We start from the raw sequence: 23,265 nt of genomic DNA, 5'->3' as shown, positions 1-23,265 counted from the left end.
TCTCGCGGCCCCTTCATTAGTGACCGACCAGGCGGAACGGATGACGAGCGAGGTTCGCACGCACCCGCCAACCCCATCCGTCTGCACCACCACCCAACCCCGGTCGAGGCTGTGCGGATACGGGCTCAGACTGGCGGATCCAACTTCGGCAGGACTTCACGGTCCCACGTCAGAACAGCTCAGTCCGGGCACAACTCCAGGGCGCGGTCGATGAGCGGTCCCGTCTCCGCCTTTAGGCCCTGCGCGGCCCACGACGGGATGCGATTCGGGGCCACAATCTCTTCGGCACTTGGGTACGAGTCAGTCTGCGGCTCACCGTCAATACGGTCGTTGTAATTGAGGAGGTATCGTGCTCCGTCTTTGGTTTCGAAGATGATGTCTGAACCCTTCTCACAAGACAGTGTTCCCTCGTCAATCCCGGCGACGAAGGGCCAGTCCTCGCCGTACTCTGCCTCCGTCACTACGACCGGCCTCTTCGGCGCCCCGGAATCAGATTCACCGCCACAGCCGCACAGCAGCACAACACCAGCTACCGCCGCGCCTATGTATCCCCATGCACGCACAGCATCCCCTCCCCGGGTGTTCTCTATAGGAGCCATCCCACGCCCGCGGTAGACCGCCAGTCGCAGCGACTGCCGCTGCAGTAACTTAGCGGGCCTCGCACCGGGTCTGAGCTGGCTTGCTCTGCTGGTGAGCGGCGCCCCGGCCTCCGTAGGCGTCGCGCTCTTGCCCGCCTGTCCCTTTCGGAGGGCTCGGCATCCCCAGCGAGGCGCCGGCAGCCCGCGTGGGTGCCCGTTGGTAGCCCCGGCGGCGTGACGATTCGTACGGGGCGTGGGCGCCTGGCGTTATGCGGGCTTCGCCTTTTCCCGGACCTCACCTGCGACGATGCCCCAAGATCCCGTCCACGCCTCGTCCACAGACCCCGACATATGCCCGCTCCGGGCCGCACACGCCTGCACATACGCGAAGACCCCGGCCTCAGCGTTTCCGCTGGTGACGGGGTCTTTGGGCACCTCATACGGGGTGCCCCCGGCAGGATTCGAACCTGCGCACACGGCTCCGGAGCCCAAGTGAGAGTGCAGGGCCGTACGGGCTCTGACCTGCTCCGGAGGCGGTGACAGAGCTTGCTCTGATCAAGATCATTACGCCCCTATTACGTGGGCGGCCTGTCGGGCGGTCTGTCCGGCCCGTATGGTCGAAGCATGATCTCGGGCAGCAGCGGGAGACCGGACGGCGGCGGCGCGGAGTTCACGGCGGAGGGCCTGGAGCCAGTCCTTCGGGAGGCGTGCGCGAGGGCGGGACTCGACGCCAGTGGTGCCGAACTGCTTCGCCTGGGGTCGAACGCCGTCTATCGCCTGATGTCCTTACCCGTGATCGTGCGCATCGCCCGTGATCCGTCGACGCTCGCCGAGATGGAACGTGCTGTAAGTGTCGCCCGGTGGCTCGCGTCGCAGGACTTCCCGTCGATGCGCGTGCCGGCCTCGGTCGTGCAGCCGCTCGTCGTCGATGGCCTGGTGGTCACTTTCTGGGAAAGCGTCCAGGACCGCGAGGAATACGCGACGGTCGGCGAGCTGGCCGACCTCCTGCGGCGTCTGCACTGGCTTGAGGAGCCGGAATCCCTTGGCCTGCCGTACTTCGACCCGCTGGCCAAGCTGGCGGCGTCCCTCGCCGGCCTGGACGCCGTCTCTGCGGAGGACCGGGCGTTCCTGGACGAGCGAGCGGCAACCCTCGCCAAGGATTACGACCGCCTGGATTTCGTCCTCCCCTTCGGCATGATTCACGGTGACGCCAGCATCGGGAACATCCTCCGCCACAGGGACGGGCACGCGGTGCTCATCGACCTGGACGGCGTCGCTCTCGCCCCGCGCGAGTGGGACCTGATCCAGACGGCGATCTATTACGACCGGTACGGCTGGCACACGAAGGCGGAGTACGCCGAGTTCGTGCACCGGTACGGCTTCGACCTGATGAACTGGCCGGGCTACGAAACGCTCGCCGACCTGCGTGAGCTGATGATGGTCTCGTGGCTTGGCCACCAGGTCACGACGAGCGAGCGGTCTGCCGCTGAGTTCGCTCGCCGGGTGCGGTCCCTTCGCACGGGGGAGGGTCGGGACGGGTGGGGCCCGTTCTGAGCACGCGCCGCCATGCGGTCAGGCACTGACAAGCGCGTCAGAGGCTACCCACAACCTGTGCTCTCGCACCTGTTCGGTGAACGCTTTCACGTCCGCACTGCTGCCGACCGCTGCGAGGCCCTGCCGGAACTCGGCCAGGTAACTCACACACCGCGCTGACTTGAGCTGCTCGCCCAGGTCGAGGGCATCGAGCGCTACCCGACACGCCTCCTCGACGTCGCCGGCGCGGAGGTGGGCATCAGCGAGGACCATAGTCGCGAAGAAGTCGCTCCGCACATGGGTGCCGCTCATGGCGTTCTCAGCGTGGGCAACTGCCTGCCGAGCACTGTTGACGTCGCGGAAGCAATGGGCGGCCTCGGCGGCGAGTTCGGCTTCGTCGAAGTAGGTGATCCACTCCGGTTCGTCGTCGCGGTTTCGGCCTTCCAGCGACTTCATGGCTGCGCTCAAGGCGGCCTGGCATGCGGCGACATCTCCGGTACGGGCAAGGGCGCGAGCCTCCATCGCGTGGAACTGGGCACGCAATGTCGGGGTGGCCACCGGTGAGATGCCCATGAGCGCAGCACGCGCGAGAGTGGCGGCCTGGGTGTACCGACCGAGGAAAGTCGCCTGGTGGCTCATCGCCGACAGGATGCTGCCCGCGAGCCGACGGTCGTTGGCATCCTGGGCAAGGCGGAGAGCCTGGAGGAAATACCGCTGGGCAAGTCCGTGATGGCAGGCGTCGTAAGACATCCAACCGGCAAGAAGCGTCGCCTCCGCCACGGTGGAGAACAGGGCGCGGCCTACCTGCTCGGTGAACCGGCCTCGCAGCAGGGGGGTCACGTCGTTGGTCAGGTACTGGATGACCGAGTGCCGCGCGTGCTCACCGCCGAACTGGTCGTCCAGCCGGGCGAACATGTCGGCTGTGGTCTTCACGGCCGCCACGTCGCCGAGACCGACTCGGATTCCCTCGGATTGTGGACGGGGGACACCCGGCTCGGGCGCGACCAGCCACCGGAGGGATGCCTCACTCCAGGCGGGCTCCGATGGCTCCGCCGTGAGGAGTGGGTCGTACTGGTTGAGATCCGCACGCCATAACTGGCTGACCGTCTGAATCGCGTCATCCGGGCTGGCGGGATAGGCGGCGTCGAGTACCGGAGCGTCCTTCGGCTCTCCGTGGCTCAGTCCGAGTTCTGCCGCACTTGCGGCGAAGGCATCACAGAGCAGCGGGCCATAAAAGTCGTCCGGGGTGCTGTGGCCGTTCTCCCAACTTGCAATACGGCGCTTCACGCTGGCGTCCGACGGGAGCTGATGCCCACGCTGAGCGGCTACTTGTCGCAACTCCCTCACGAGCCTTGGCTGGCTCCAGCCTCGGCCGGCGCGGGCCTCACGTAAGCGGACACTGGTCGGCTTCATCGCGTGGCGCCCCTTCACTCCCGTGCGCATGCGCCGGTGTGGCAACTCCCCTTCGCTGACCGAATGTACGCGCTGATCATCGCCTCTTGCAGGCAGTAACCGGAGATCGTCTGCCTGGATGCGGGTGACTGGGGATGACGTGACCTGCGTCGACGCGTCACCCCCCATCACCCCTCGTCATCTGCCCTGGTCAGGTGCTGAGCCGTGAATCTGGTCCTACGGCGGCATCGCAGCCGCACGGTAGTCCGACCGAGGGTGAGATGACGTGCACAGGATGACCAGGCGGGGCATGGAATGGCTGTCCGCAGCGGCGGACAACCCGGTCGAGTGCCAGCAGATCTGGGCCGACGACCCACGGATGCCCGTCCTGCTCCCGACCGGGCGCCTCTTCGACGTCTTGAGCGTGGACCAGCGTCTCGGGTTGGAGATGTACGACCGGCTCTTGCGCAGTGGAATGCCGTTCGGGCCGACCGCCGTCGACCGCAAGGCCCAGCGAGTCGGCTTCTTCCTCAACTCCCAGAGCCGCGAGGCCTTCACGCACTACCTCCAACGCGAAACCTCGGCTCCTCCGAAGTACCGGTACCTCGACAAGGGTTCCGCCGTAGTCGTGCCCGGCGCCATCCCGCTCTTCGATGACCGCTACCAGTGGCTTCGCCCGCCTACGCGTCGGCCGGAGGCCAATCCGCTACGCCCGGTTGCCCTCGCGACAGCGCTGGTGGCCTCCGCGGAGTTGCTGGCAAGGATCGACCGCTTCGACGAGCAGTACCCGACTCCGTACGCAGCGGTCGCTGCCCTCCCTGAGAGCGATCACTGATGCCACACGAGCCGACCGATGGGCGTGACGCGGCAGCGTGGTCGCCCCTGAACAGTGAGGGATGGTACGCGGCACGCAACGCGACGACCGCATTGCGGGACGCCCTCGTACGGGCCGGCATGGAGAAGGACTTTCCCTACCTGCGCGCGGACTTGAACGCCTTCGGGCATGGCCTCGTCGAGCTGGGCCGGGTATCCCCCGACACCGCCGAGCGCCTCGCGGAACTCCTCCGCTTGGCATTGGCCAGCGGATTCCACCGCGACCGTGACGGCGACGAGCACGAGCGTGCACCGGCCACAAGCGAAGAACACAAGGGAAGGATCTGAGACCATGACCGACCGGCGAGGAGTGGTGGCCAAGCGAGCAGAGGACTTGGTCCCCGGAGTGCCCTACGTTCGCGGCTGGGCGCGCGCAAGACGAAGCGCCGGCACCTTGGCTGATCAACTCGTGCTGCTCGGGCTGGACTCCGACTTCCCCGGTCTGATGGCTGACGTGAATGTCTCCGGTGACGGGTTGGTGCAGCTCGGGACCGTTCGCCCCGAGGCAGCCGAACTGCTGGCGAAGCTGATCACGGCGGGACTGCTTGCAGAGCCGGACGTCCCGGAAAGCGAGAAGAGTGTCTCCCCACGCGGGCGGGAAACGCCGGCGGCATGAACGCCCTTCGGACGCCGCCTGTTCGCCGTCCGAGCGTGCTCCTGTGATCAGTCGGCCCTGCCCCGCACGACATCGCTCCTCGCGCCGTCGCGCGGGGCTACTTGCTGCCCTGGCGCACTTGGTCGGCCTGCCGCTCGGCCGGGACCGGCGCCCCAGCGCCGCAGCCCGGACGAAGCGGCAGGCCGACGTAGGACATCAGCTTGGGAAGCTAAGGTGATCTACGCCCGGTTGTTGGGCTGACCTGCCGTGACGCGGTCTCGGCGCCTGCTTGGCCACTGGCCTGGCCCCCGGTTTTCCCCGTAATTCCCCGCACGATCTGGCAGGCATGTGGCACGCTCCTCCGCCCTAACCACGGGTGTCGTCCGAGTCGCCCAGGGTGTGAGGTCGGTAGTTACGACCAGCAACGCGCGTGAAGTGCCACACGGCCACCAAGAGTTGCTCGCTAGGATCGGTCCACTGGGCCTAAACGGGGAGGGAACATCGTGGAGCCGACGCTCATCGCCTTGGCCAACGCAGGCGGCTCGGCCGTCGTATCGGCCATGGCAACAGACGGCTGGCAGACGCTTCGATCAGGCGTCGTTGATCTGTGGCGCCGATTCCGCCCAGACTCCGCTGCCGAGCTAGAACGAGACCTTGAGACGTCGCGTTCTGCGCTGCTCGCCGCTCCTGACACGGAGATCCAACCCATACGTCAGGCTCTTCAGTCAGCCTGGCAGGGGCGCATGCTGACGCTCTTCCTGGAGGACCGGATCGCTGCGGCAGAGTTCGAAGGCTTGCTGTCCAGACTTACGGAAGTCGACGCACACAGGACGAACAACACCTTCAATGCCGAGGCCCGTGACCACGGCCGGGTGTACCAGGCAGGCGGGAACCAGTTCATCAGCGAGCGATGAGCGCCAGGTAGGACGACGATGACGACCCCGGACCAGCGTGACGAAAAAGGCTTTCGGCGGCAGATGTATGGCCATGCCGAGGGCAACGGGCGTGTGTACCAGGCTGGACGTGATCAGCATCTGACAGTACACGTGCATGGAAGGCAACCGCAGCCTCAGTCGTATGGGAGTGTCCGCAACGCGCTTGCACCGCTCTACGTTCTGCTTCAACTCGTGGGCACACTCGCGTTTGTAGTGGGCTGCCTCATCGTTGCTATGACCCTTCGGAAGGCACTATTCAGCACCCTGTTCTTTCAAGGCTGCGGCATCGTGGGCGCGAGCTTGGTACTGATGATGATCATTGAGCGGCTCTTCACAGGCCGCTGGCACAGGTGGTCACGCCCCCGCGAGCGAGCATCCCGAACATAGGGAACCGGGTCACACATCAGGCCCCTGATCTGCGGGGATACCGGTAGATAGCGAAGTCTGATTCACTCGGGCCACTTCTTCTTGCCCTGGGTCTTGCCGGGGATCTCGGTGACCTGCGTTTCCGCTGCTCAGGGGTGGTGGGCTCGTGCTCCTGGTGGTTGTCGTTGGTCGTCATCGGCCGCTGTCGAGCGACCTCGGACGGCCCAGAGCCGGCCCAGCTAGGGGCTCCTGGGCTACCCTCCACCTGCGGCACTCGGACTATCGGGGGGACCAGTTGGCCGGGCTCATACCTTGGATCGCACCAACATTCGCGCTCGCCGGCGTGGCGGTCGGGGCCTTCCTCAATCCCTGGGGAACTCGTCGCCAGTCCTGGCAGACCGCACGTCGTGAGGCCTTTGATCGAGCCATTGCTGCCGTCAAGGCAGCAGACTTTGCCCGGCACTACCCGCGGCACGTCGCCCCAGGTGAACTGGGTCCCGATCGGCAACGGGCAGACGACTTCAACGCGCAACTCGCCATCCGAGGGTTCGAGCGACTGACAGAGGCCATGCACGAGATGCGCCAGCAACTAGCAGCCCTTGAGCCCTACTTCGAGCCGGAGTGGGACGACAACCAGTGGCCGATCACGGACGAAACCGCAGCGTCGCTTCTGGTCCAGCTGAAACGGGAGCGACAGCGTGTCCCCCTGCGCATAAGGCGGACCACCACCCGGTGAAATACCTACCTGCGTAGAGAGGCTCAAGCGCGCTGACCTCCGTTTCAGGAGTTCGATCGCTCCTCGGCACCACCGACATCCTCACAGTCAGCCATGGATGTCAGAAGTCGCACGAAGTCTTACCGGTCGTCGAGCGACGGCAGCATGGTGCTAAGAAGCCACGCGGCGCCGTTGGCTTGCTCACCATCACCGTGGGCTGCTTCTACCATCGCCATCAGCGCAGCACCGCTGCCAGTGCCGAGGCGGTACACCAGAACCACCCGATCTTGGCGCTTGGGTATCTCGAACGGTGCATGACCGAACCCAGCTGCCCGCAGACCAGCAGAGATCTCCGCTACCACGTTCTCCTTCGCTCGGGCTGCCCCCACAGCGTTACGAAGCGTCTTGACGCTGACGGCTGCATAGCCTCTGCCCTCGTCTACGGCCTTCTCAACCTCACTGAGGTCCAACGTTCCCTCCCCTTTAGTGGGCTGTAACCCTACCCGACGCATCATGGCCTCATTCATCACTGGGTGATCAAGGGACGGCCGGTCGGCTAACGGCTTCGGAGGCCTATTGAGTCTCGAAGGAAGCCGCTGGTCAGGCCCTTTATGAATTGTGAGGAATTTCCCATCACGGCGTGCAGAGGTTGGTTTTTCAGATGACCTCTTGCTGACCTTGATGTGGTTGATCGAGTTGCTGCTCACGTCGCCTCTGCTCGACCCGCATGGTTTCAACGGTGGTCGCGAACAGCTCCAAGTTATCCGCGTCGCCCTGCGTGTATGGGGCGATGCCGAGGTCTAGCGCCGTAACATGCTGTTCGATGTTGTCTGCCGTCTGCTGCAGATTGAAGGCGCGTTCGCGAGGCTTGAAGTATCCAGTGGCGGCTGTAATTACCGTGATGGTGAATCCCAAGCAGATGAGCGCTCCCTTGCCTGGCTGGGGCGGGTCATACCAAGCAGTGATCGCAGTGATTCCAGCCGAGCTAAAAAAGAGCGCCCATTGCATCCAAAGGTGTACTCGGCGATAGTGCCGAGACTCCTTCCGTAGACGACTTACTTCGGCTGGGGTCCTTTCCTTGTAGGATGCCTGACGTTCTACTGCTGAAGGTGTGAGGCGCCTCGCTTCGAGAATTCGTCGCTCTTCCGCAAGTTCGAGGTCGAGCTTAAGTTTTGATACTGAGGTGCCTTTGTCTTCCCAATCCCAGAATTCTCCGGTGAACTCGATCGCGAGCTGTAGAGCGGATGTGGCGGCAAATATCAGCGAGGGTATCAGGAATGCACCATGGGCAGACCCGGGCATATCCTTGTTAAGCCAGACCGTGTTCTTTGTGGCAATCCATGCGAAGATGGAGAGCGCGAGGAGCGATGGCGCCCCGTATAGTCCGGCCATCTGAAAGCGGCGGTTCCTGATTCGACGCTGCAGGTCGGCTACGTCCCGGCGGTGCTGAATTAACTCGTCGGTAGTGCTTCCGTGGCCGGTTGACGCCATTGAGCTAGGCATGGGATCTCAAGCCCTCCTACACGATTCAACGCCCCACGCGAGGCCGCCACCAGGTCCTGAGCCCGCCAGACGTCTTGCTGTCTCGCGCTGCTCGCGCTCGGCCCCCCGCTTAGAAGCCCACAGGCCGAGTCCAACCCCGGCCGCTGCCATAACGGCGCCGAAGACACTCTCCCCTTCGGCCGCCACGTCACCTTGCATTCGTAGCTCCCACCCCTGAGTAGCTCACCATGTCGAGACCGCGGGCGATTGTACGCAGAAGTGACAGGACGGTACATCCACAGTCGTGAAGGTGACTTTCGTCGACACGCTGCAGCCCCTCGGTGACCTGCAGCACGTCATCGAGCCTTTGCTGTAGAACCTTGCAGGTTCTCAACCGATACATGGCCGGTGACGACGAGGCGTCCGCGGCTGCTCTTGCCGCCCTGCATGGCGGCGCCACCCACAACGTGGGAGACAGTACGCATCCCGCAGAGCGGCATGCCGGTTCTTCGGGTAGCGCATGCGGATGCACGGAGTCGAACCTCTGGGGCCTGGAACGAGCAGTGCAGTTCCTCCGCGACGGCCAGTGCGCGTAGGACTGATCGATTCTGCCGATCGGACAGGGACCTTCCTGCTCTTCCTTCACGAGGGCGGCAGCGCACTGATGGCCCGCGCCGGCTGGCAGCTGGGTGCCAAGGAATCACCGCTTTAGGAGAGAGGCTGGGCGATCTGTGAGCTGAGCTGCGTCCTCGCCGGCCTAGGGAGTGAGCGTCTACTCGACCGCGGGGCACCGGTGTTGACCGTGGCTGACCCCTGCATCTGGCACGGTTGTGGTACGAACCTCAGCCGACGACAGTCAGCCACGACGGCGGGTGCGCCGACCGATCAGGCGCGCGTGTGTCACGCTGCACCCCCACCTGCATCAGCCACGCTGCTCGGTGGCTTCTGCTAGAGCAAGCCGCGATAGCAAGAGTAGGCAGCGATCAGGGATCAAGCGAACTCGTCAAGCTTTCAAAGGTAGTTGATTCCTCCACCGCCTCGCGTGCTGATGGCACTCCCATTTGAGCTTTTCGTGCTGCGTCACAATTGAACAATACGTCGGCAGAAGAATTGAGCACCGATTGGATCCCTCCGTGGAGACGCGTTGAGGCCAAATCGGAACAGGAGAAAGCGCCTCGCATCGAGCGCTCCAGAGTATCTTTGCTCACTCGCCCACCCCAGTACGCTTGCATCAGGTAAGCCAAAGCAGAATTCAGATCATGACCGCAGCAATATTCGGAAGCGTCGGCAACGGACGATATTTCCGTTTCGAGAGCTGCCGCAACACTATTTTTGTCGCTGGGTCCGATACGCGCTGCCTTTGAGCGCTTGAGGCACAGGTCGAACAGGCTGCCGGTGTCGACAGTGTCACCCTCTTCGCTGACTACTTCCTTAATTGGCGTGCCTGCTACACGCAGGCCCCATCCGTTGTCAAAAGAGAGCTTGCGGAGTATGCCGAGAGGGAGCGCAAGTTTAGTTGCTGCCTCCACTGGTGATGTGAGCCGCCGTGCAGTGAGAAAATCACGCACCTTTTGACGGTCGCAGAACGCCGAAACCAAGCGCTGACATACATTTCCCGTGAAGAAAACTGTAGCGTCTATGTCGTAGTGGTCAGTCTGTGTCGCCAGGGCACTTATTGAATGACGCGACTTGCGCCAATCTCGATCGACTAGTGCACCCACGTTGCGAAGACCTTGCTGGTCTACCAGGTTGATCGCTATAACAACAGAGTCCTTCCCGTAACCCGGAACCGTCTCGCATGCGTTCTCAATTAGATGAGGATCGAGAACCGCACAATCAGAATCGCCCTCACATAGCAGGTACTTTCGGTCGCTCGACCCCGCGCCCAAGAGGAGTAGGTAGGAGAACAGGTCATCTCCGGTGAGATTTTGCAGCATCCCTCAGCTCCACATCTCCTCATTCGCATAACCTGGTTCGAGTCCGACGGTCTCTGACCAGTATTTATGAATGATCTGGGGAGAGTGGGTGGCAACCATGAACCGCGCCGAATTGATTGCTGCGATACGCACGATGTCGTTCAAGAATTCCTTCTGCCATGCGACATGTAGTGAGATTTCCGGTTCGTCAATTAGAACAAGACTGTTCGGCTTTACGTTAAACAGTAGATCGTAAGCAAGTACGAGCTCATGCTGTTCTCCCGAACTGAGCTTGCTTGCAGGGATTTCTTTCCCCCCAGCCGTGACGACGTGAAACCCGTCTCGATCGAGGACTAGTTCCTTGTAGAGGAAGCGTGACTTGACGATCTCCCGGAGAAGGTCGACACGATTAAGCAAGTCTTTAAAGGTGTTCAGCTTATCCTCGGTATCATCGAGGTAGGTCCAAAGAACCCTTCGCTCCCAATCTTCAAGGGCCCGATCTGGCAATGGCAGTTCACCAGAAGCATCCAGCACTGAAATTTGCGTAAGCCTGCGCCTGATCTCATTTTGCTCAGAGTAACGCGCACGAATTGCGTCTTCGGTAATCTCAGGATGCAGATGGGTCTCGGAGAGGAGCCTTCGAGGAAAGGAGCGATCCAGCCCCTGCGAAACTCGCGAGTTTTGAGCCATCGCCTCGCCGAGCCGACGGGAGAAATCCTCTGAAAACCTCACTACAGTTGGCTGGCGGAGGTTCTCCGGGTCGCGCTGTGAACGGCTAGGCTTCACGGCTTGCAGGTTAATTAGGCGTTGAGTCTCGATGAGATGTACTGTGGTCGAGGAGAGCGCCTCCGAAATCTCGGCTGGCATTTCATCTAATTGCGGCACCAGCCCGGCGCGCGGCAGCAACTCGCTATACCTCTGATAAAGCTCCCGAGCCGATACGGCATCGCCGTAACTGAGATCCCTCCACTTGGTGGAGCTGATCCGCCGAACAGGTAGCTCGCTCTCCATCAAGCGGAGGAACCCTGGTGTAAATTCACCCCGCCTAAGAGCTTTTGATGCGTTCCAGGGGATCTTTCTTCCGCCAGGCTGCTTAAGTTGAAATCGCAGATCCTCGCTGAGACTTTCTTCCTCCCCCATTCCCGGAAGGGCCTCTTGCCCCGAGCGTTCGATTGTGATCGCGCTATCGTCACTGAAAGTGAACTCGGCAGACCGAAACGGAATCTCGGAGATCAATTGGAGGTTCATGGAAAGAGTTGCATCGATCAGCTCTAGGAGTTTGGTCTTGCCAATCCCGTTAGGCCCGTGAAGGATGACGAAATCTTTCTCGGGTGAGAATGGGATCTGGTGGTCGAAGCGTCCCAGGAGCTGTGAAACCTCAACTCGCACTAGCTTGTGGTCCGAAGCGTCCTCCGTGAGGCTGTCCGTCACGCTTTCCTCCCCGAGTCGGTTGCCTACGGCAAGATATCGATTCTTGGTCACACTGCGCCATGCGTTCGCTACAAGAAGCCCAAGTCGTGTGAGCGCCTGCCCGGCTACGACGCCCCTCGTCTCAGAGGGCAGGCGGCAGCTTGGTCAGTGCGCGGCACGGGCGCCGGCCGGGCTGGAGCGGGGCGGAGACAGGAGCGCAGGCCCGGCCGGGGGCCGGGCCGCGCGCGGGGAGCGGAGCGAGCCGCCTTGATGACGTAGAGAAAGTCTGAGCCAACCGGCCTGAGCTACAGCTGTCCGGTCCCGGGAGATGCTTGACACTTCGGTCCCAGCTGATGGTTGACAGTGGCCGTGATCGGCTTTTCTGTGCGCGTCGTTGCGGCGTGTGGCAGGAGGCCGGGATTGGCGCTGGTGGAGTTGTCGGTTGTCGAGCAGAGATACCGGGCTGTGCTTGCGGTGCTGGCGGGTGCGACGGTGACGGAGGTCGCCGCGTCGCTGGGGGTGTCGCGGCAGACGGTGAGCGGGTGGAAGTCCCGGTATGCTGCCTCAGGTTTGGCGGGTCTGGCGGATAGGTCGCGTAGGCCGGCGTCGTGTCCGCATCAGGCGTCTGCCGAGGCGGAGACGGCCGTGTGCGAGCTGCGGCGCAAGCATCCGAAGTGGGGTCCGCGGCGGATCGCTCATGTGCTGGAGCAGTCCGGGACGGTGGCGCCGGTGCCGTCGCGGATGACCGTGTACCGGATCCTGGTTCGCCATGGGCTGGTGGAGCCGGGGGTGCGGCGCCGGAAGCGGTCGGATTACAAGCGCTGGCAGCGGGACCGGCCGATGCAGTTGTGGCAGATGGACATCGTCGGCGGCGTGATGCTGGTCAACCCGGTCACCGGGGAGCTGACTGAGGCGAAGGTCGTGACCGGGGTGGATGACCATTCCCGGTACTGCGTGATCGCGTCGGTGGTCGAGCGGGCGACCGGGAGGGCGGTCTGCGCGGCGTTCGCTCGGGCCTTGCAGAGGTTCGGGGTGCCGGAGGAGGTGCTCACCGACAACGGCAAGCAGTTCACCGACCGGTTCGGACAGGGCGGTGAGGTGCTGTTCGACCGGATCTGCCGGGAGAACGGCATCGCGCACCGTCTCACCCAGCCGGCGTCGCCGACCACGACGGGCAAAGTCGAACGGTTCCACCAGACCCTGCGGCGCGAACTCCTCGAAGACTGCGGTGCGTTCGAGAGCATCGAGGCAGCTCAGGCGGCGTTGGATGGGTGGGTGGAGGAGTACAACTCGATGCGTCCGCATCAGGCGCTGGACATGCAGTCCCCGGGCGACCGGTTCACCCCGGTTCCCGAACAGGAGCGGGACGTACTGGGCCTGAAGATTCCCGGGGTGCTGGCGCTGGTGCCGCAGCAGCGGACTGCCCCTGCGGAGCCAGATCCGGCTGAGGCAATGCCTGTTCCCCTCGGCCCGTCTGAGGAGGTCCCACCATCGGCGGCGGTGGAGCACGGTGGTCCGGTGGAGTTCGAGCGGGTGGTGCCTGCGAGTGGGAATCTGCAGGTCGCGGGCAAGCAGTTCTGGCTCGGCCCGTCCCGGTCAGGCCTGACGGTGACGTTCTGGGCCGACACCTCGGTGATCCATCTGCTGATCGCGGGGACGCGGATCAAGACTGTGCGGTCTCACTTGTCGGCGGCGGATCTGGGACGACTGGCCGCTCGGGGCGGACGTGCGGCCGGGCCGGCCCCGCTGCCTGCCGGCGACGGGGCGGCGTTCGAGGTGGACCGGGTCGTGAACAACAGCGGACTGGTGGGCCTGGGCGGGCACCAGGTGCTGGCTGCGGAGATCCTCGGCGGCCGCCAGGTGGGCATCCGCATCGACGACGAGACGCTGTCGTTCTTCGATCCATCCTCGCGACAGCTGCTGCGGGTGCGGCCGAACCCGTTGACCAGTGAGGAAGTGCGCAGGCTGCGGGGCTTGCGTCCGGCGGGACCGCCGCCGCGTCCAGGCATCGAGCCCGTGCGTGTGCAGCGGCGGGTCAGCGCGGTGGGCACCGTCATGGTCTGTCGGCAGGTCGTGTCCCTCGGCCGTCCGTACGCAGGGCAGACCGTGACCGGCATGTGTCGGACTCCACGATCACCGTCGACCTGGACGGCCAGGTCCGGGTGATCCGCCGTACGACCGACGTCCCGGTCCGTAACGTGAAAGCGAACAAGCCCCACGGGGCTCCCTATGTTGTCTAGGCCCACCGTCAAGCATCACGTGGGACCAGAACGTCAGGCATCAGCTGGGATCCGACAGGCCTGAGCTACAGCCGGAACGACAGCTCCAACTCGTCGCCCGGGAGGTGGAACTCCTCCAGGGCGAGGGGCTTGCCTGACTCAGTGTGCATCACGCGGATGATGTACAACAGTGGGACTCCGTCGGCCAGCCGTAGCGCCTGAGCCTGGTCGGGCAGGGGCATGCGGGTGCGGACGTACTCCGTGAAGTGGAGCTCGTGACCCAGGTCGGTGAGTGCGGTGTAGAGCTCAGGCGCCGGCGGTGGGGCCTCTTCCTCGTACTTCGTGTCGATCAGTACCGAAAACGGGATGTACGTCCGGTGGAGTTGGCGTAGGCGGCCGTGGTCTGCGGTCTGCAGGGCGTCGTACGTGAACATCGGCTCGCCTGGCGGGATGCGGAGCAGGTCGGCGAGGGCGAGCGGGGCGTCGGTTCGGGTGGCTACCGGCGGCTCGGCGTCCGTCCAGGTGATGCCGTCTGCCTCGACGTAGCGTCCCTCCGCGGTCCGGCGTACGCCGCGTGGGCGCGTGTGGCTGGGGCGGCTGTGCGGAGAGCGGGCGAAGGTGCCGCGGCCCATGATGGCTTCGACGAGGCCGGACGCCCTTAGTTCGCTGAGGCCCTGGCGGACCGTGGGGCGCGTCACACCGAACTGCTTGGCCAATGCCTCCTCTGATGGCAGTGGTTGGCCGGCCGGGAACGTGCCGTCCAAGATGCCATCGCGCAGGTAGTCGGCGATCTGCCGGTACTTCGGCTGCGTGCCCTTCGGCGGCATGCGGGCCCTCCATGGCCGTGGTCTCTGCGGCTGTTCGTCCTCGTAGACGACGTGCCCACGTTCGTGGACAGCTTCTCCTATCGCGAGTCGGTTGACAACCCGTACTACGGGTGGTCACTCTTGTCTCGACACCCGTACTACGGGTGGTCTAGCAGCCTGAAGGGTGGCCTTCGGGTGACAGAGATGAGGAGATCCGATCAGTGGCAAGCCTTCCGATCGACACCGCGAAGTTCACGGGGATCATCTGCGCCGTGCCCCCGGCTCCGCGGGTCGCCAACCGTGAGACCGGTCAGCTCCGCGTGGACCGTGAAACCGGCAAGACCGTCTACCAGGTCGGTCTCTGTCTGATGGCCGGTGCGTCGGCCGACGTCGTGACCGTGAGCGTGGCCGGTGAGCCGGCCGGGGTGCAGCTCGGCATGCCGGTGGCCGTGCGGGACCTGGTCGCCACTCCGTGGGAGAACGAGGGGCGGCACGGCATCGCGTTCCGGGCGGCGGAGATCCGACCCCTCAGCGCTCCCGCCTCGGCGGGCAAGGGGGCCGGGCAGTGATGACTGCGGCCTCCTCCGCCACTTCGGCCAGTGTGATCGGGCCGAGTTGGGCTCTGGTGATGGCCGCAGCGCTGGTGTCGGGCCTGCTCTTGGCGGGCCCGGCCCTGCGCCGTCGCTACCCCGTGGCCTGGTGGCTGTTACTCGGCTTCCCGGCCGTGGCCTTCCGGGTCATCCACGCCTGGCGGCCCCTTATGGCCGGGTGCGGGCTCGCCGTGAGTCGTCGACCGGCGCTGACGGTCGTGTCCGGGCTTGTCGGCAAGGGGGCACCTCCACCACAGCCGCGTGTACCGCGTTGTGGCCTCATACGGCCGACCTCCAGCGGCTTCGTCCTCCTCGTGCGGCTGTTGCCCGGACAGGTGCCGGAGGACTTCGTCAAGGCCGCGCCGGCGATGGCGGAGGGCTGGCAGGTGCACGCGGTGCGCGTGACCTCCTGGAAGCCGGGAATCGTACGGGTCGTCGCCTCAGCGGCTGATCCGCTGGCCACTCCTCGCGTACCGAAGCAGCGGGGTCCCGGTCATCTGCTCCGCGTGACCGTGGGCGTGCTGGAGACCGGCGCCGGGTGGGTGCTTGACCTGCGGCGCGTACCGCACTGGCTCATCGTCGGGGCCACCCGGTCAGGCAAGTCCACACTCATCAACGCACTCGTTGCGGGCCTCGCTCCGCAACCCGTCGCCCTGGTTGGCATCGACTGCAAGGGCGGCATGGAACTGTCGCTCTACGAACCGCGATTGTCCGCCCTCGCGACCAACCGGGAGCAAGCTGTTCGGCTGCTGGCGGCCCTCGTGGACCTCACCCTCGACCGCATGACCATCTGTCGGACGGCTCGGGTCCGGAACATATGGGGTCTGCCGGACAAGGAACGCCCGGTACCCGTCGTCGTGATCGTCGACGAGATCGCGGAATTGTTCCTCGTCGCGAGCCGGAACGAGAAGGACGAAGCGCAGGCTGCCGGAACCGCGCTGATCCGGCTGGCCCAACTGGGAGCGGCTCTCGGGGTCTTCCTCGTCGTCGCCGGCCAACGCGTCGGCTCCGACCTGGGGCCCGGCGTCACGGCGCTGCGGGCACAGCTCGGCGGCCGGGTGTGCCACCGGGTTGCCGATCCCGGCACGGCGGAAATGGCGCTCGGAGATCTGAACCCCGATGCGCTGAAGGCGGCGCAGGCCATCACCCCGGAGCAGGCCGGTACGGCCGTCCTCGCCTCCGGTGACGGCTGGGAACGCGCCCGGTCCCACCTGATCACGGAGTCAGAGGCGGAAGCCGTGGCCGCCGAGTACGCGCACCTGACTCCGGTCCTGTCCGAACTGCACGTCGAAGCGCCGTGAAAGGGGACTGCCGTGTTGGTGTCCATGTCCGCCGTACTGCTGCTCGGGCTGCTGATCTGGTTCCTCCTGCGCATCCGCTACCTGAGGTGGGCAGACGCGCTGATCTGCGGAGCCTTCGGCTTCCTGCTCTCCCGGACCGTGGCCGCGCCGCTCGTTCAAGCCTTCCTCGACGGCGTGAACGGCCTCCTCGGCCAGCTCCGCTTCTGAGCACACCGCTCGCCTGAGAAGGGAACTCCCTGTGTCCAACTACGTCATCCGCTCCGGTGACCGCACCGCCTTCCTGGCCGGTCTGCGGGCGCTGGTTGACTTCCTGACCGCCCACCCGGCCGTCGCCGTACCGCGTCACGCGTCCGTCATCGTCCTGGTCGACGCTGCTGACCCTGCTGCCCGCCGAGCTGGGGTGGAGACCGTCGCCGCTCCGCTCGGCGTGCCGACGGAGGACATCGGCCTGGGTTACTTCGACGCACGCCGCGACTTTGGCCCGGTCTCGTTCGGTGTCGTCGGTGTCCCGCCCGAGGACCGGCAGTGATCGCCCGTACGACGGGCTCCCGACGGGGCGCGAAGTCGCCAAACCCGACCCCGTCAGGAACCCACTCCATCCGCCACGTGAGCAGTGAAAGGAGCACTCACACTTTGTCCACCGCGCATCATTCGCGCAAATCCCCGCCGCCCGACTGCGAACTCAGCCAGCGTGGGACGCAGGTCTCGATCTGCGACGGGCGGGAACAGATCGTCCTCGTCGGCCTCGACGGAGGCGAGCAGCGCCTGTGCCCCGCGCACGCTGCCGCGCTCTGGCTCACGGACCCGACGCTCCGCTTCAGCGCCAAGACCCGGCCGGAGGGAATCTCGGCTGTGATGAGGCAGGCGTTCGGGCGCGGGGGTGGTCGCCGATGACCACCGCGATTGCGGCCGGCGCTGCCGCGCTGGTCACCAGGGCGGCGGAGCCTGACTTCGCCGCCTGGCGCCGAAACATCGTCCGCCTCGGTGGCTGCACCAACCCCATCCATCTGGTCGGTGCGGCAACCGTCTACGACACGACGACTGGCGCGGCCCTCCTCTCCTACGGTTCGGACGTCTACGGCGGTCGCCTGCTCACCTCGTGCGGCAACCGGCGAGCGACGGTCTGCCCGGCCTGCTCGGGCGTGTACCGGGCGGACACGTACCAACTCGTCCGGGCTGGCCTCGTCGGAGGCAAGAGCATCCCGGAGGCGGTGAGCGGGCATCCGCGCGTGTTCGCCACGCTCACCGCTCCCAGCTTCGGCCCGGTCCACACGCGCCGTGAGCGAGACGGGAGCGTGCGGGCCTGCCGGCCTCGCCGAACGGGGGAGTGCTGCCCGCACGGGGCTTCGGCCGGATGTCGGGAGCGGCACGCGGCGGATGATCCCCGCCTTGGCGAACCGCTCTGCCCACTCTGCTACGACTACGCGGGGGCCGTGCTCTGGCATGCGTTCGCCGGTCGGCTCTGGCACCGGTTCGGGCTGGAGCTCCGGCGGGAGGTCGCCCGGCGGGCCGGGCTTTCGCGTACGGAGTTCGCGGAGGTCGCCCGGTTGTCGTACGCGAAAGTCGCCGAGTACCAGCGGCGGGGCCTGGTCCACTTCCATGCCGTGATCAGGCTCGACGGTCCGGACGGGCCCGGCTCGGTCCCGCCGGGCTGGGCAACCGTGCCGCTCCTGGTGGACGCGGTGCGGGGCGTGGTCGGTCGAGTGCGGCTGACCGCTCCGGGCGCGAACGTCGTCGGTCCGCGGGTGCTGCGCTTCGGACCGCAGGTCGACGTACGGCCGGTCACCTCGCACCGGCGGGATGCGGGGGAGCGGCCTGCTTCTGCGGGGGCTGTGGCGGGCTACATCGCCAAGTACGCCACCAAGGGGGCAGAGTCCGCCGGCGCGGTGGACGGCCGCATTCACCACGCGCGGGACATGGTCATGCTGCCGGTGCGCGCCCATGTGCTGCGCATGATCGGTACGTGCTGGTGGCTCGGCGGTCTGCCGGAGTTCGAGCCGCTCGGGCTGCGTCGCTGGGCCCACATGCTCGGGTACGGCGGCCACTTCTCGACCAAGTCACGTCGGTACTCGATCACGCTGACCGCGCTCCGGCGGGCCCGTGCCGACCACCGTGCGGAGCAGCAGCGGGCCTCCCTCGGCCTGACCGACCACCCCACGGTCACGGTCGGCGAGTGGCGTTACGCCGGGCGCGGTTACTCGCCGGACGCAGCCCTCCTGGCTGCCTCGGTGCGGGAGGCAGGTGGTCTCCATGGCGCGTGAGAGCCGTGCGAGGACGACCGAACTCCTCACGGTCCGGCAGGTGCTCGACGAACTGGGCGGCATCTCCCGGCGGACCTTTTACCGCTGGCGGGAATTGCGGCTCGCTCCTGCCTGCATCCGGCTGCCGAACGGGGAGCTGCGGATTCGCCGGGACGTGCTCAACGAGTGGTTGGAGGAACGGGCTGAGGGGGTGGCATCGTGAAGTCGTACAAGGTGGTCGTCTGGAAGCTCAGCGTCAACCGCTCGGCGAAGAAGCCCACCCATCTCGTCCGCTGGACTGTGGACGGCCAGCCGTTTCACGAGTCCTACAAGACCAAAGCCCTGGCCGATCGTTTCCGGTCTCAATTACTGCGGGCTGCGGACAAGGGCGAGCCCTTCGACACCGTGACCGGCCTGCCCGACTCGCTGCGCGGTGGCAAAGCTGCCCTGTCGTTCCTGGACCTGGCGGTGAAGTACGTGGACGCCCGGTGGGCGGAGGCGTCGGCCAAGCAACGGGACAGCATGACGGACGCGCTGGCGACGGTCGTTCCCGTCCTGGTCAAGCCGGGGCGGGGTCGGCCTGGCCCTGAGGTACTGCGGCGGGCGCTGCGCTCGTACGTCCTACCGGTTTCTCGCCGAGAGCGGGAGCGGCCAGAGGAGATCGCCGCAGCGGTGAAGTGGGTCGAGAAGGCGTCTCTGCCGGTGGCCGAACTGCAAGAGATCACCAGGGCGCATGACCTGATCGATGCGCTAGGTCGAAGGCTGGACGGCAAGCCTGCGGCGACGCAGACGTACCGGCGGCGGCGCGCCGTGGTCTTCAACGTGCTCGAATACGCGGTGGAGCTGGAGCTTCTTCCGTCCAACCCCCTGAGCCGGGTCCGGCGCAAGCGGGGCAAGCGGGCGTTGCAGGAGGTTGACCGTCGAGTGGTGGTCAACCCTCGGCAGGCTCGGGAGCTTCTGACCGCCCTCACGTACGTGGGCGGCTACGAGCGGGCGAGCGGTCGGCGGCTCCGTGCGTTCTTCGGGTGCCTCTACTACGCGGCCATGCGACCGGGGGAGGCGCTCGGTCTTCGCCGCTCCGACTGCACGCTTCCCGAGTCGGGCTGGGGCCGGATCGAGCTGGCGGAGACCCGCCCCACGGCGGGTAAGGCATGGACGGATTCCGGTGAGGCGCACGACCGGCGTGGCCTGAAGCAGCGGGCACACGGGGAGGTGCGCATTGTGCCGATTCCGCCTCCGCTGGTACGGCTGCTCCGCGAGCACCTCAGGGAGTTCGGCACGGCGAAGGACGGCCGACTGTTCGCCAGCGAACGGGGCAACGTGATCGCTGCCTCGTCGTACTCCCGGGCCTGGAAGCAGGCTCGGGAACTGGCACTCATGCCGGACCAGGTGGCCTCGGTCCTGGCCTTCCGCCCGTACGACCTTCGGCACGCGGGAGTTTCCCAATGGCTGAACTCGGGTGTGCCGGCTCCGGAGGTCGCCGCTCGGGCAGGCCACTCCGTGGACGTCCTGCTGAAGATCTACGCCAAGTGCATCGACGGTCAGGAGCAGGAGATGAACGACCGGATCATGCTGGGGCTGGGGGAGGACTCGGCGGACTGAGTCAACGCCCTGATCAACTACAGGAGCCCCGGACTGCGGTCCGGGGCTTCGGCCTGTCCACAGGTGGTCCACGCGGCTACGCTCGGAGGGGCGGGAAACGCCATCTGACCTGCGGCGAGGCTGATCAAGATCATTACGTCGCCATTACGTGATCACTGGCAAACGGCTGCTTCCGGCGGCAATCACCTGCACATACGCGAAGACCCCGGCCTCAGCGTTTCCGCTGGTGACGGGGTCTTTGGGCACCTCATGCAGGGTGCCCCCGGCAGGATTCGAACCTGCGCACACGGCTCCGGAGGCCGTTGCTCTATCCCCTGAGCTACGGGGGCGTGTCGGCTGCGGAGCGCTTCGCTCGCGGCGACGGATAGAACACTAGCAGGTCCGGCGGGGTGATCAGGAACCCGTTTCCCCGGGTGGGGCGAAGGTGGGTCCCCTGTACGGGGTGGAAGTGGGGAAAACCCGGACGCGGTGGCCGGTCCGGACCTACTCTCGACTTGTGTCAGGCGCGTCGGGCCGGGTGCTTGTTGTGGACGACAACAAGGTCATCCGGCAGCTGATCAGGGTCAACCTCGAGCTGGAAGGGCTCGAGGTCGTGACCGCGGCCGATGGTGCCGAGTGTCTGGATGTGGTGCATCAGGTGCGGCCCGATGTCGTGACGCTCGACGTCGTCATGCCCCGTCTGGACGGGCTGCGCACCGCCGCCCGGCTCCGTGCCGATCCCCGTACGCATCACCTCCCCGTCGCCATCATCAGCGCGTGCACGCAGTACGAGGTCGAGACCGGCCTCGATGTCGGCGTGGACGCCTTCCTCGCCAAGCCCTTCGAACCGGCCGAACTCGTGCGGCTCGTCAAGCACTTGATCGAGCGCCGGACCGGGCACGGGGGAGCGGAGCGTCAGGGAGACGGGCGCGGCGACGAAGGGACCGGAGGGGGAGAGTGCGACGGGGAAGGGCGTGGGGGAGGAAGCAGCGGCCCGGACCGGGGTGCGGGCGGTGAGGGTGAAGGGGACGATGACGGGGTCGCCGACGGCGTACCGGGTGGGATTTCCTTCGGTGGGTAGGGACCGGCTCTGTGGCCGGGTGGGGGTGCTGGGGCTGCCGTAGGCATGGCGTCGCCAGGGGCAGGTCTGGCCGGAAGGGGCGCCTGGCCGTGGCCGTCAGAAGCGGTCCGTTGCAGTGGTCGCGGGTCCCGATTCCTTGGCTGGCCCGTTGCCGTGGTCGTCAGGCCTCGATTCCTTTGTGGCCCCCGGCCCCGCATTCTCCGTGGCCCCCGGCCTCAGGTCTCCTCCAGCCCCCGCCCTCGGTTTCCCGTAGCCGTTGGCGCTGGACCACCGGTAGACGTCTGCCTGGGCTTCTCCGCGTCGGAAGCACTGGTCCGGCGTGGGCCAGACCCCGGCACCGGCAAGCGTCTGTCCGTAGGCTGAACCGCCTCACCTACCCGCCCCCCTCCTCCCCTACGCTTGTCCCGTGACCCCCGTCGAGCTGTCCCGCACCGTGCTGCGCGCGGTGCGCTGTGCTGTCGATGACGGGGAGCTGAGTGTGACCGTGCCCGAGCGGGCCGTGGTGACCGAGCCAGGGCCGGGGGGGTGTGGGGACTACGCCACCAACATCGCCCTTCAGCTCGCTCGGCCGGCCGGGCAGCCGCCGCGGCGGGTCGCCGAGATCCTGCGGCCTCGTCTCGTCGGTGCCGACGGCATCCGGGACGTCGTCGTCACCGGGCCCGGGTTCCTCAACATCAGCCTCGACGCGCAGACCGACCTCGTCGGCGATCTGGTCCGGGAGATCCGTACCCGTGGCGCCGCGTACGGACACGGCGATGCCCTTGCCGGGCAGGTCATCGCGTTGCGGGTGCCGTACGAAGTCCGGGCCGAGGTCGTCGCCGACGCGGTGGTGAGGATCGTCGCCACCCAGGGCGGGCGGGCCACCGTCGAGCACGGCGAGCCCGTCAATCTGCGGCCCGTGCCCGCGCCCGAGGACCCCGCCCCGCTCGGGCTCGACGCCGCCCAGTGGGCCCTCCTCCACCCCGCCCCGCACGACCGGCCCCGGATCACCGCCGATCACCTCGTGCAGCGCGAGAGCAACCCCCTCTTCCGTGTCCGGTACGCCCACGCCCGCATCCGCTCCCTGAGCCGCAACGCCGCCCGCCTGGGCTTCACCGCCGAGCCCGGCCCTGTCGCCCTCGGCGAGACCCGCATGCCTGCCGCGGCTCAGATCAACATGCCTGGCGGGGCCCACATCGACATGTCTGCCGGGGCCCAGATCAACACCGGCATCGACGGCGTCAAGTCACACACGGGCGCCGCCCCCGTCCACACCGACGCCGACGACAACCCCGACGCCCACCGCCCCGACGCCGACGCCGCGGTCACCGCCCCCACCCCCCGCCCCGACACCGACAACCCCCACCCCCCCACCCCCCACAGCACAGCCGACATCCTCCGTCCCCTCCTGGCCCCCCTCGCCGATCACCCCCGCATCCTGGCCGTGGCCGCCACCCACCGTGCCCCGGACCGGCTTGCTCGGCATCTCGTGACCGTCGCTGATGCCGTGCTGGCCTTTCTGCCCTGCGTGCTTCCCCGTGGCGAGGAGAAACCCTCGGCCGCCCACCGTGCCCGGCTGGCCCTCGCCGAAGCCGCCGGGACGGTGCTGGCCGGTGGCCTCTCCCTGCTCGGCATCGACGCACCCGAACACCTCTGAGGGCCGGAGAAGACAT

General features: G+C 66.3%; 23 protein-coding genes, 1 tRNA gene and 1 pseudogene. 17 read left to right on the top strand and 8 right to left on the bottom strand.

Translation table 11 applies throughout. The features are described from left to right. Positions 1-179: 179 nt before the first annotated feature. Positions 180-599, bottom strand: coding sequence for a hypothetical protein (locus ACGFRF_RS08635; RefSeq protein ID WP_393737885.1), 420 nt, complete (start codon positions 597-599; stop codon positions 180-182). A gap of 603 nt (positions 600-1,202) precedes the next feature. On the opposite strand from ACGFRF_RS08635, the gene ACGFRF_RS08630 reads away from it, so the two are divergent. After that, a complete protein-coding gene (locus ACGFRF_RS08630; RefSeq protein WP_393737884.1) occupies positions 1,203-2,132 on the top strand; it encodes a phosphotransferase enzyme family protein in 930 nt (309 codons plus the stop codon). Between the two features lie 18 nt (positions 2,133-2,150). Here ACGFRF_RS08630 and ACGFRF_RS08625 read toward each other — a convergent pair whose 3' ends face one another. After that, the gene (locus ACGFRF_RS08625; RefSeq protein ID WP_393737883.1) at positions 2,151-3,398 is read right to left on the bottom strand and encodes a hypothetical protein; all 1,248 of its coding nucleotides are present in this window, start codon (positions 3,396-3,398) and stop codon (positions 2,151-2,153) included. A 391-nt stretch (positions 3,399-3,789) separates the two neighbouring features. Here ACGFRF_RS08625 and ACGFRF_RS08620 point away from each other — a divergent pair, with 391 nt between their 5' ends. The 5 genes from ACGFRF_RS08620 to ACGFRF_RS08600 all read left to right on the top strand — a co-directional run bounded on the left by ACGFRF_RS08620 (position 3,790) and on the right by ACGFRF_RS08600 (position 7,008). Next, entirely contained in the window at positions 3,790-4,338 is a 549-nt protein-coding gene (locus ACGFRF_RS08620; RefSeq protein ID WP_393737882.1) for a bifunctional DNA primase/polymerase, read from the top strand. Next, positions 4,338-4,664 carry a hypothetical protein gene (locus tag ACGFRF_RS08615; RefSeq protein WP_393737881.1) on the top strand — a complete coding sequence of 109 codons (327 nt, stop codon included), beginning with the start codon at positions 4,338-4,340 and terminating at the stop codon, positions 4,662-4,664. Before ACGFRF_RS08620 ends, ACGFRF_RS08615 begins: the two co-directional genes overlap by 1 nt. A gap of 4 nt (positions 4,665-4,668) precedes the next feature. Next, the gene (locus ACGFRF_RS08610) at positions 4,669-4,992 is read left to right on the top strand and encodes a hypothetical protein (protein WP_393737880.1); all 324 of its coding nucleotides are present in this window, start codon (positions 4,669-4,671) and stop codon (positions 4,990-4,992) included. Positions 4,993-5,474: 482 nt separating this feature from the next. Beyond that, entirely contained in the window at positions 5,475-5,885 is a 411-nt protein-coding gene (locus ACGFRF_RS08605; protein ID WP_393737879.1) for a hypothetical protein, read from the top strand. A gap of 730 nt (positions 5,886-6,615) precedes the next feature. After that, the gene (locus ACGFRF_RS08600; protein ID WP_393737878.1) at positions 6,616-7,008 is read left to right on the top strand and encodes a hypothetical protein; all 393 of its coding nucleotides are present in this window, start codon (positions 6,616-6,618) and stop codon (positions 7,006-7,008) included. A 119-nt stretch (positions 7,009-7,127) separates the two neighbouring features. On the opposite strand, the gene ACGFRF_RS08595 is transcribed toward ACGFRF_RS08600, so the two are convergent. The 4 genes from ACGFRF_RS08595 to ACGFRF_RS08580 all read right to left on the bottom strand — a co-directional run bounded on the left by ACGFRF_RS08595 (position 7,128) and on the right by ACGFRF_RS08580 (position 11,816). Continuing rightward, entirely contained in the window at positions 7,128-7,457 is a 330-nt protein-coding gene (locus tag ACGFRF_RS08595) for a hypothetical protein (protein WP_393737877.1), read from the bottom strand. Between the two features lie 187 nt (positions 7,458-7,644). Beyond that, entirely contained in the window at positions 7,645-8,379 is a 735-nt protein-coding gene (locus tag ACGFRF_RS08590; protein WP_393737876.1) for an SLATT domain-containing protein, read from the bottom strand. A gap of 1,073 nt (positions 8,380-9,452) precedes the next feature. Then, a complete protein-coding gene (locus ACGFRF_RS08585; RefSeq protein WP_393737875.1) occupies positions 9,453-10,406 on the bottom strand; it encodes a hypothetical protein in 954 nt (317 codons plus the stop codon). A 3-nt stretch (positions 10,407-10,409) separates the two neighbouring features. Next, a complete protein-coding gene (locus tag ACGFRF_RS08580) occupies positions 10,410-11,816 on the bottom strand; it encodes an AAA family ATPase (RefSeq protein ID WP_393737874.1) in 1,407 nt (468 codons plus the stop codon). Positions 11,817-12,215: 399 nt separating this feature from the next. Here ACGFRF_RS08580 and ACGFRF_RS08575 point away from each other — a divergent pair. Then, positions 12,216-13,148, top strand: a pseudogene (locus tag ACGFRF_RS08575) (IS481 family transposase); the annotation flags it as partial. A gap of 952 nt (positions 13,149-14,100) precedes the next feature. Here the strand turns inward: ACGFRF_RS08575 and ACGFRF_RS08570 are convergent. Then, complete coding sequence (locus ACGFRF_RS08570; RefSeq protein WP_393737873.1) at positions 14,101-14,841, bottom strand: GntR family transcriptional regulator; 741 nt, start codon at positions 14,839-14,841, stop codon at positions 14,101-14,103. A 200-nt stretch (positions 14,842-15,041) separates the two neighbouring features. On the opposite strand from ACGFRF_RS08570, the gene ACGFRF_RS08565 reads away from it, so the two are divergent. From ACGFRF_RS08565 to ACGFRF_RS08530, 8 genes are all read left to right on the top strand, one after another. Further along, positions 15,042-15,389, top strand: a complete 348-nt coding sequence (locus ACGFRF_RS08565; RefSeq protein ID WP_086697859.1) for a hypothetical protein — start codon at positions 15,042-15,044, stop codon at positions 15,387-15,389. Then, a complete protein-coding gene (locus ACGFRF_RS08560) occupies positions 15,389-16,711 on the top strand; it encodes an FtsK/SpoIIIE domain-containing protein (RefSeq protein ID WP_393737872.1) in 1,323 nt (440 codons plus the stop codon). The genes ACGFRF_RS08565 and ACGFRF_RS08560 overlap by 1 nt, the downstream gene beginning before the upstream one ends. Before the next feature lie 12 nt (positions 16,712-16,723). Next, positions 16,724-16,918, top strand: a complete 195-nt coding sequence (locus ACGFRF_RS08555; RefSeq protein ID WP_393737871.1) for a hypothetical protein — start codon at positions 16,724-16,726, stop codon at positions 16,916-16,918. 31 nt (positions 16,919-16,949) lie between these two features. Further along, on the top strand, positions 16,950-17,240 hold the full coding sequence (locus tag ACGFRF_RS08550; RefSeq protein WP_393737870.1) for a hypothetical protein: 291 nt from the start codon (positions 16,950-16,952) through the stop codon (positions 17,238-17,240). 104 nt (positions 17,241-17,344) lie between these two features. Further along, complete coding sequence (locus ACGFRF_RS08545) at positions 17,345-17,605, top strand: hypothetical protein (RefSeq protein ID WP_393737869.1); 261 nt, start codon at positions 17,345-17,347, stop codon at positions 17,603-17,605. After that, positions 17,602-18,972: a replication initiator gene (locus ACGFRF_RS08540; protein WP_393737868.1), complete on the top strand. Its 1,371-nt coding sequence runs from the start codon at positions 17,602-17,604 to the stop codon at positions 18,970-18,972. The genes ACGFRF_RS08545 and ACGFRF_RS08540 overlap by 4 nt, the downstream gene beginning before the upstream one ends. Then, a complete protein-coding gene (locus tag ACGFRF_RS08535) occupies positions 18,962-19,174 on the top strand; it encodes a helix-turn-helix transcriptional regulator (RefSeq protein ID WP_393737867.1) in 213 nt (70 codons plus the stop codon). Before ACGFRF_RS08540 ends, ACGFRF_RS08535 begins: the two co-directional genes overlap by 11 nt. Then, positions 19,171-20,553, top strand: coding sequence for a tyrosine-type recombinase/integrase (locus tag ACGFRF_RS08530; RefSeq protein WP_393737866.1), 1,383 nt, complete (start codon positions 19,171-19,173; stop codon positions 20,551-20,553). The genes ACGFRF_RS08535 and ACGFRF_RS08530 overlap by 4 nt, the downstream gene beginning before the upstream one ends. Positions 20,554-20,810: 257 nt before the next feature. Here the strand turns inward: ACGFRF_RS08530 and ACGFRF_RS08525 are convergent. After that, positions 20,811-20,882 (bottom strand) — tRNA-Arg (locus ACGFRF_RS08525). A gap of 113 nt (positions 20,883-20,995) precedes the next feature. On the opposite strand from ACGFRF_RS08525, the gene ACGFRF_RS08520 reads away from it, so the two are divergent. Beyond that, positions 20,996-21,613, top strand: a complete 618-nt coding sequence (locus tag ACGFRF_RS08520) for a response regulator (RefSeq protein ID WP_393738298.1) — start codon at positions 20,996-20,998, stop codon at positions 21,611-21,613. A gap of 406 nt (positions 21,614-22,019) precedes the next feature. After that, positions 22,020-23,249 carry an ArgS-related anticodon-binding protein NrtL gene (gene nrtL, locus ACGFRF_RS08515; protein WP_393737865.1) on the top strand — a complete coding sequence of 410 codons (1,230 nt, stop codon included), beginning with the start codon at positions 22,020-22,022 and terminating at the stop codon, positions 23,247-23,249. Positions 23,250-23,265 lie beyond the last annotated feature (16 nt).

This window comes from Streptomyces sp. NPDC048521 (assembly GCF_043199855.1).
In the GTDB taxonomy this organism is placed as follows: Bacteria; Actinomycetota; Actinomycetes; order Streptomycetales; family Streptomycetaceae; genus Streptomyces.
This window is presented reverse-complemented; position numbering and strand designations above follow the sequence as displayed.

Excerpts from the sequence above, each read along its gene's own strand:
- ACGFRF_RS08635 (WP_393737885.1), bottom strand. The coding sequence starts at position 599 with ATGGCTCCTATAGAGAACACCCGGGGAGGGGATGCTGTGCGTGCATGG.
- ACGFRF_RS08630 (WP_393737884.1), top strand. The coding sequence starts at position 1,203 with ATGATCTCGGGCAGCAGCGGGAGACCGGACGGCGGCGGCGCGGAGTTC.
- ACGFRF_RS08615 (WP_393737881.1), top strand. The coding sequence starts at position 4,338 with ATGCCACACGAGCCGACCGATGGGCGTGACGCGGCAGCGTGGTCGCCC.
- ACGFRF_RS08610 (WP_393737880.1), top strand. The coding sequence starts at position 4,669 with ATGACCGACCGGCGAGGAGTGGTGGCCAAGCGAGCAGAGGACTTGGTC.
- ACGFRF_RS08590 (WP_393737876.1), bottom strand. The coding sequence starts at position 8,379 with ATGGCCGGACTATACGGGGCGCCATCGCTCCTCGCGCTCTCCATCTTC.
- ACGFRF_RS08585 (WP_393737875.1), bottom strand. The coding sequence starts at position 10,406 with ATGCTGCAAAATCTCACCGGAGATGACCTGTTCTCCTACCTACTCCTC.
- ACGFRF_RS08570 (WP_393737873.1), bottom strand. The coding sequence starts at position 14,841 with ATGCCGCCGAAGGGCACGCAGCCGAAGTACCGGCAGATCGCCGACTAC.
- ACGFRF_RS08560 (WP_393737872.1), top strand. The coding sequence starts at position 15,389 with ATGACTGCGGCCTCCTCCGCCACTTCGGCCAGTGTGATCGGGCCGAGT.
- ACGFRF_RS08540 (WP_393737868.1), top strand. The coding sequence starts at position 17,602 with ATGACCACCGCGATTGCGGCCGGCGCTGCCGCGCTGGTCACCAGGGCG.
- ACGFRF_RS08535 (WP_393737867.1), top strand. The coding sequence starts at position 18,962 with ATGGCGCGTGAGAGCCGTGCGAGGACGACCGAACTCCTCACGGTCCGG.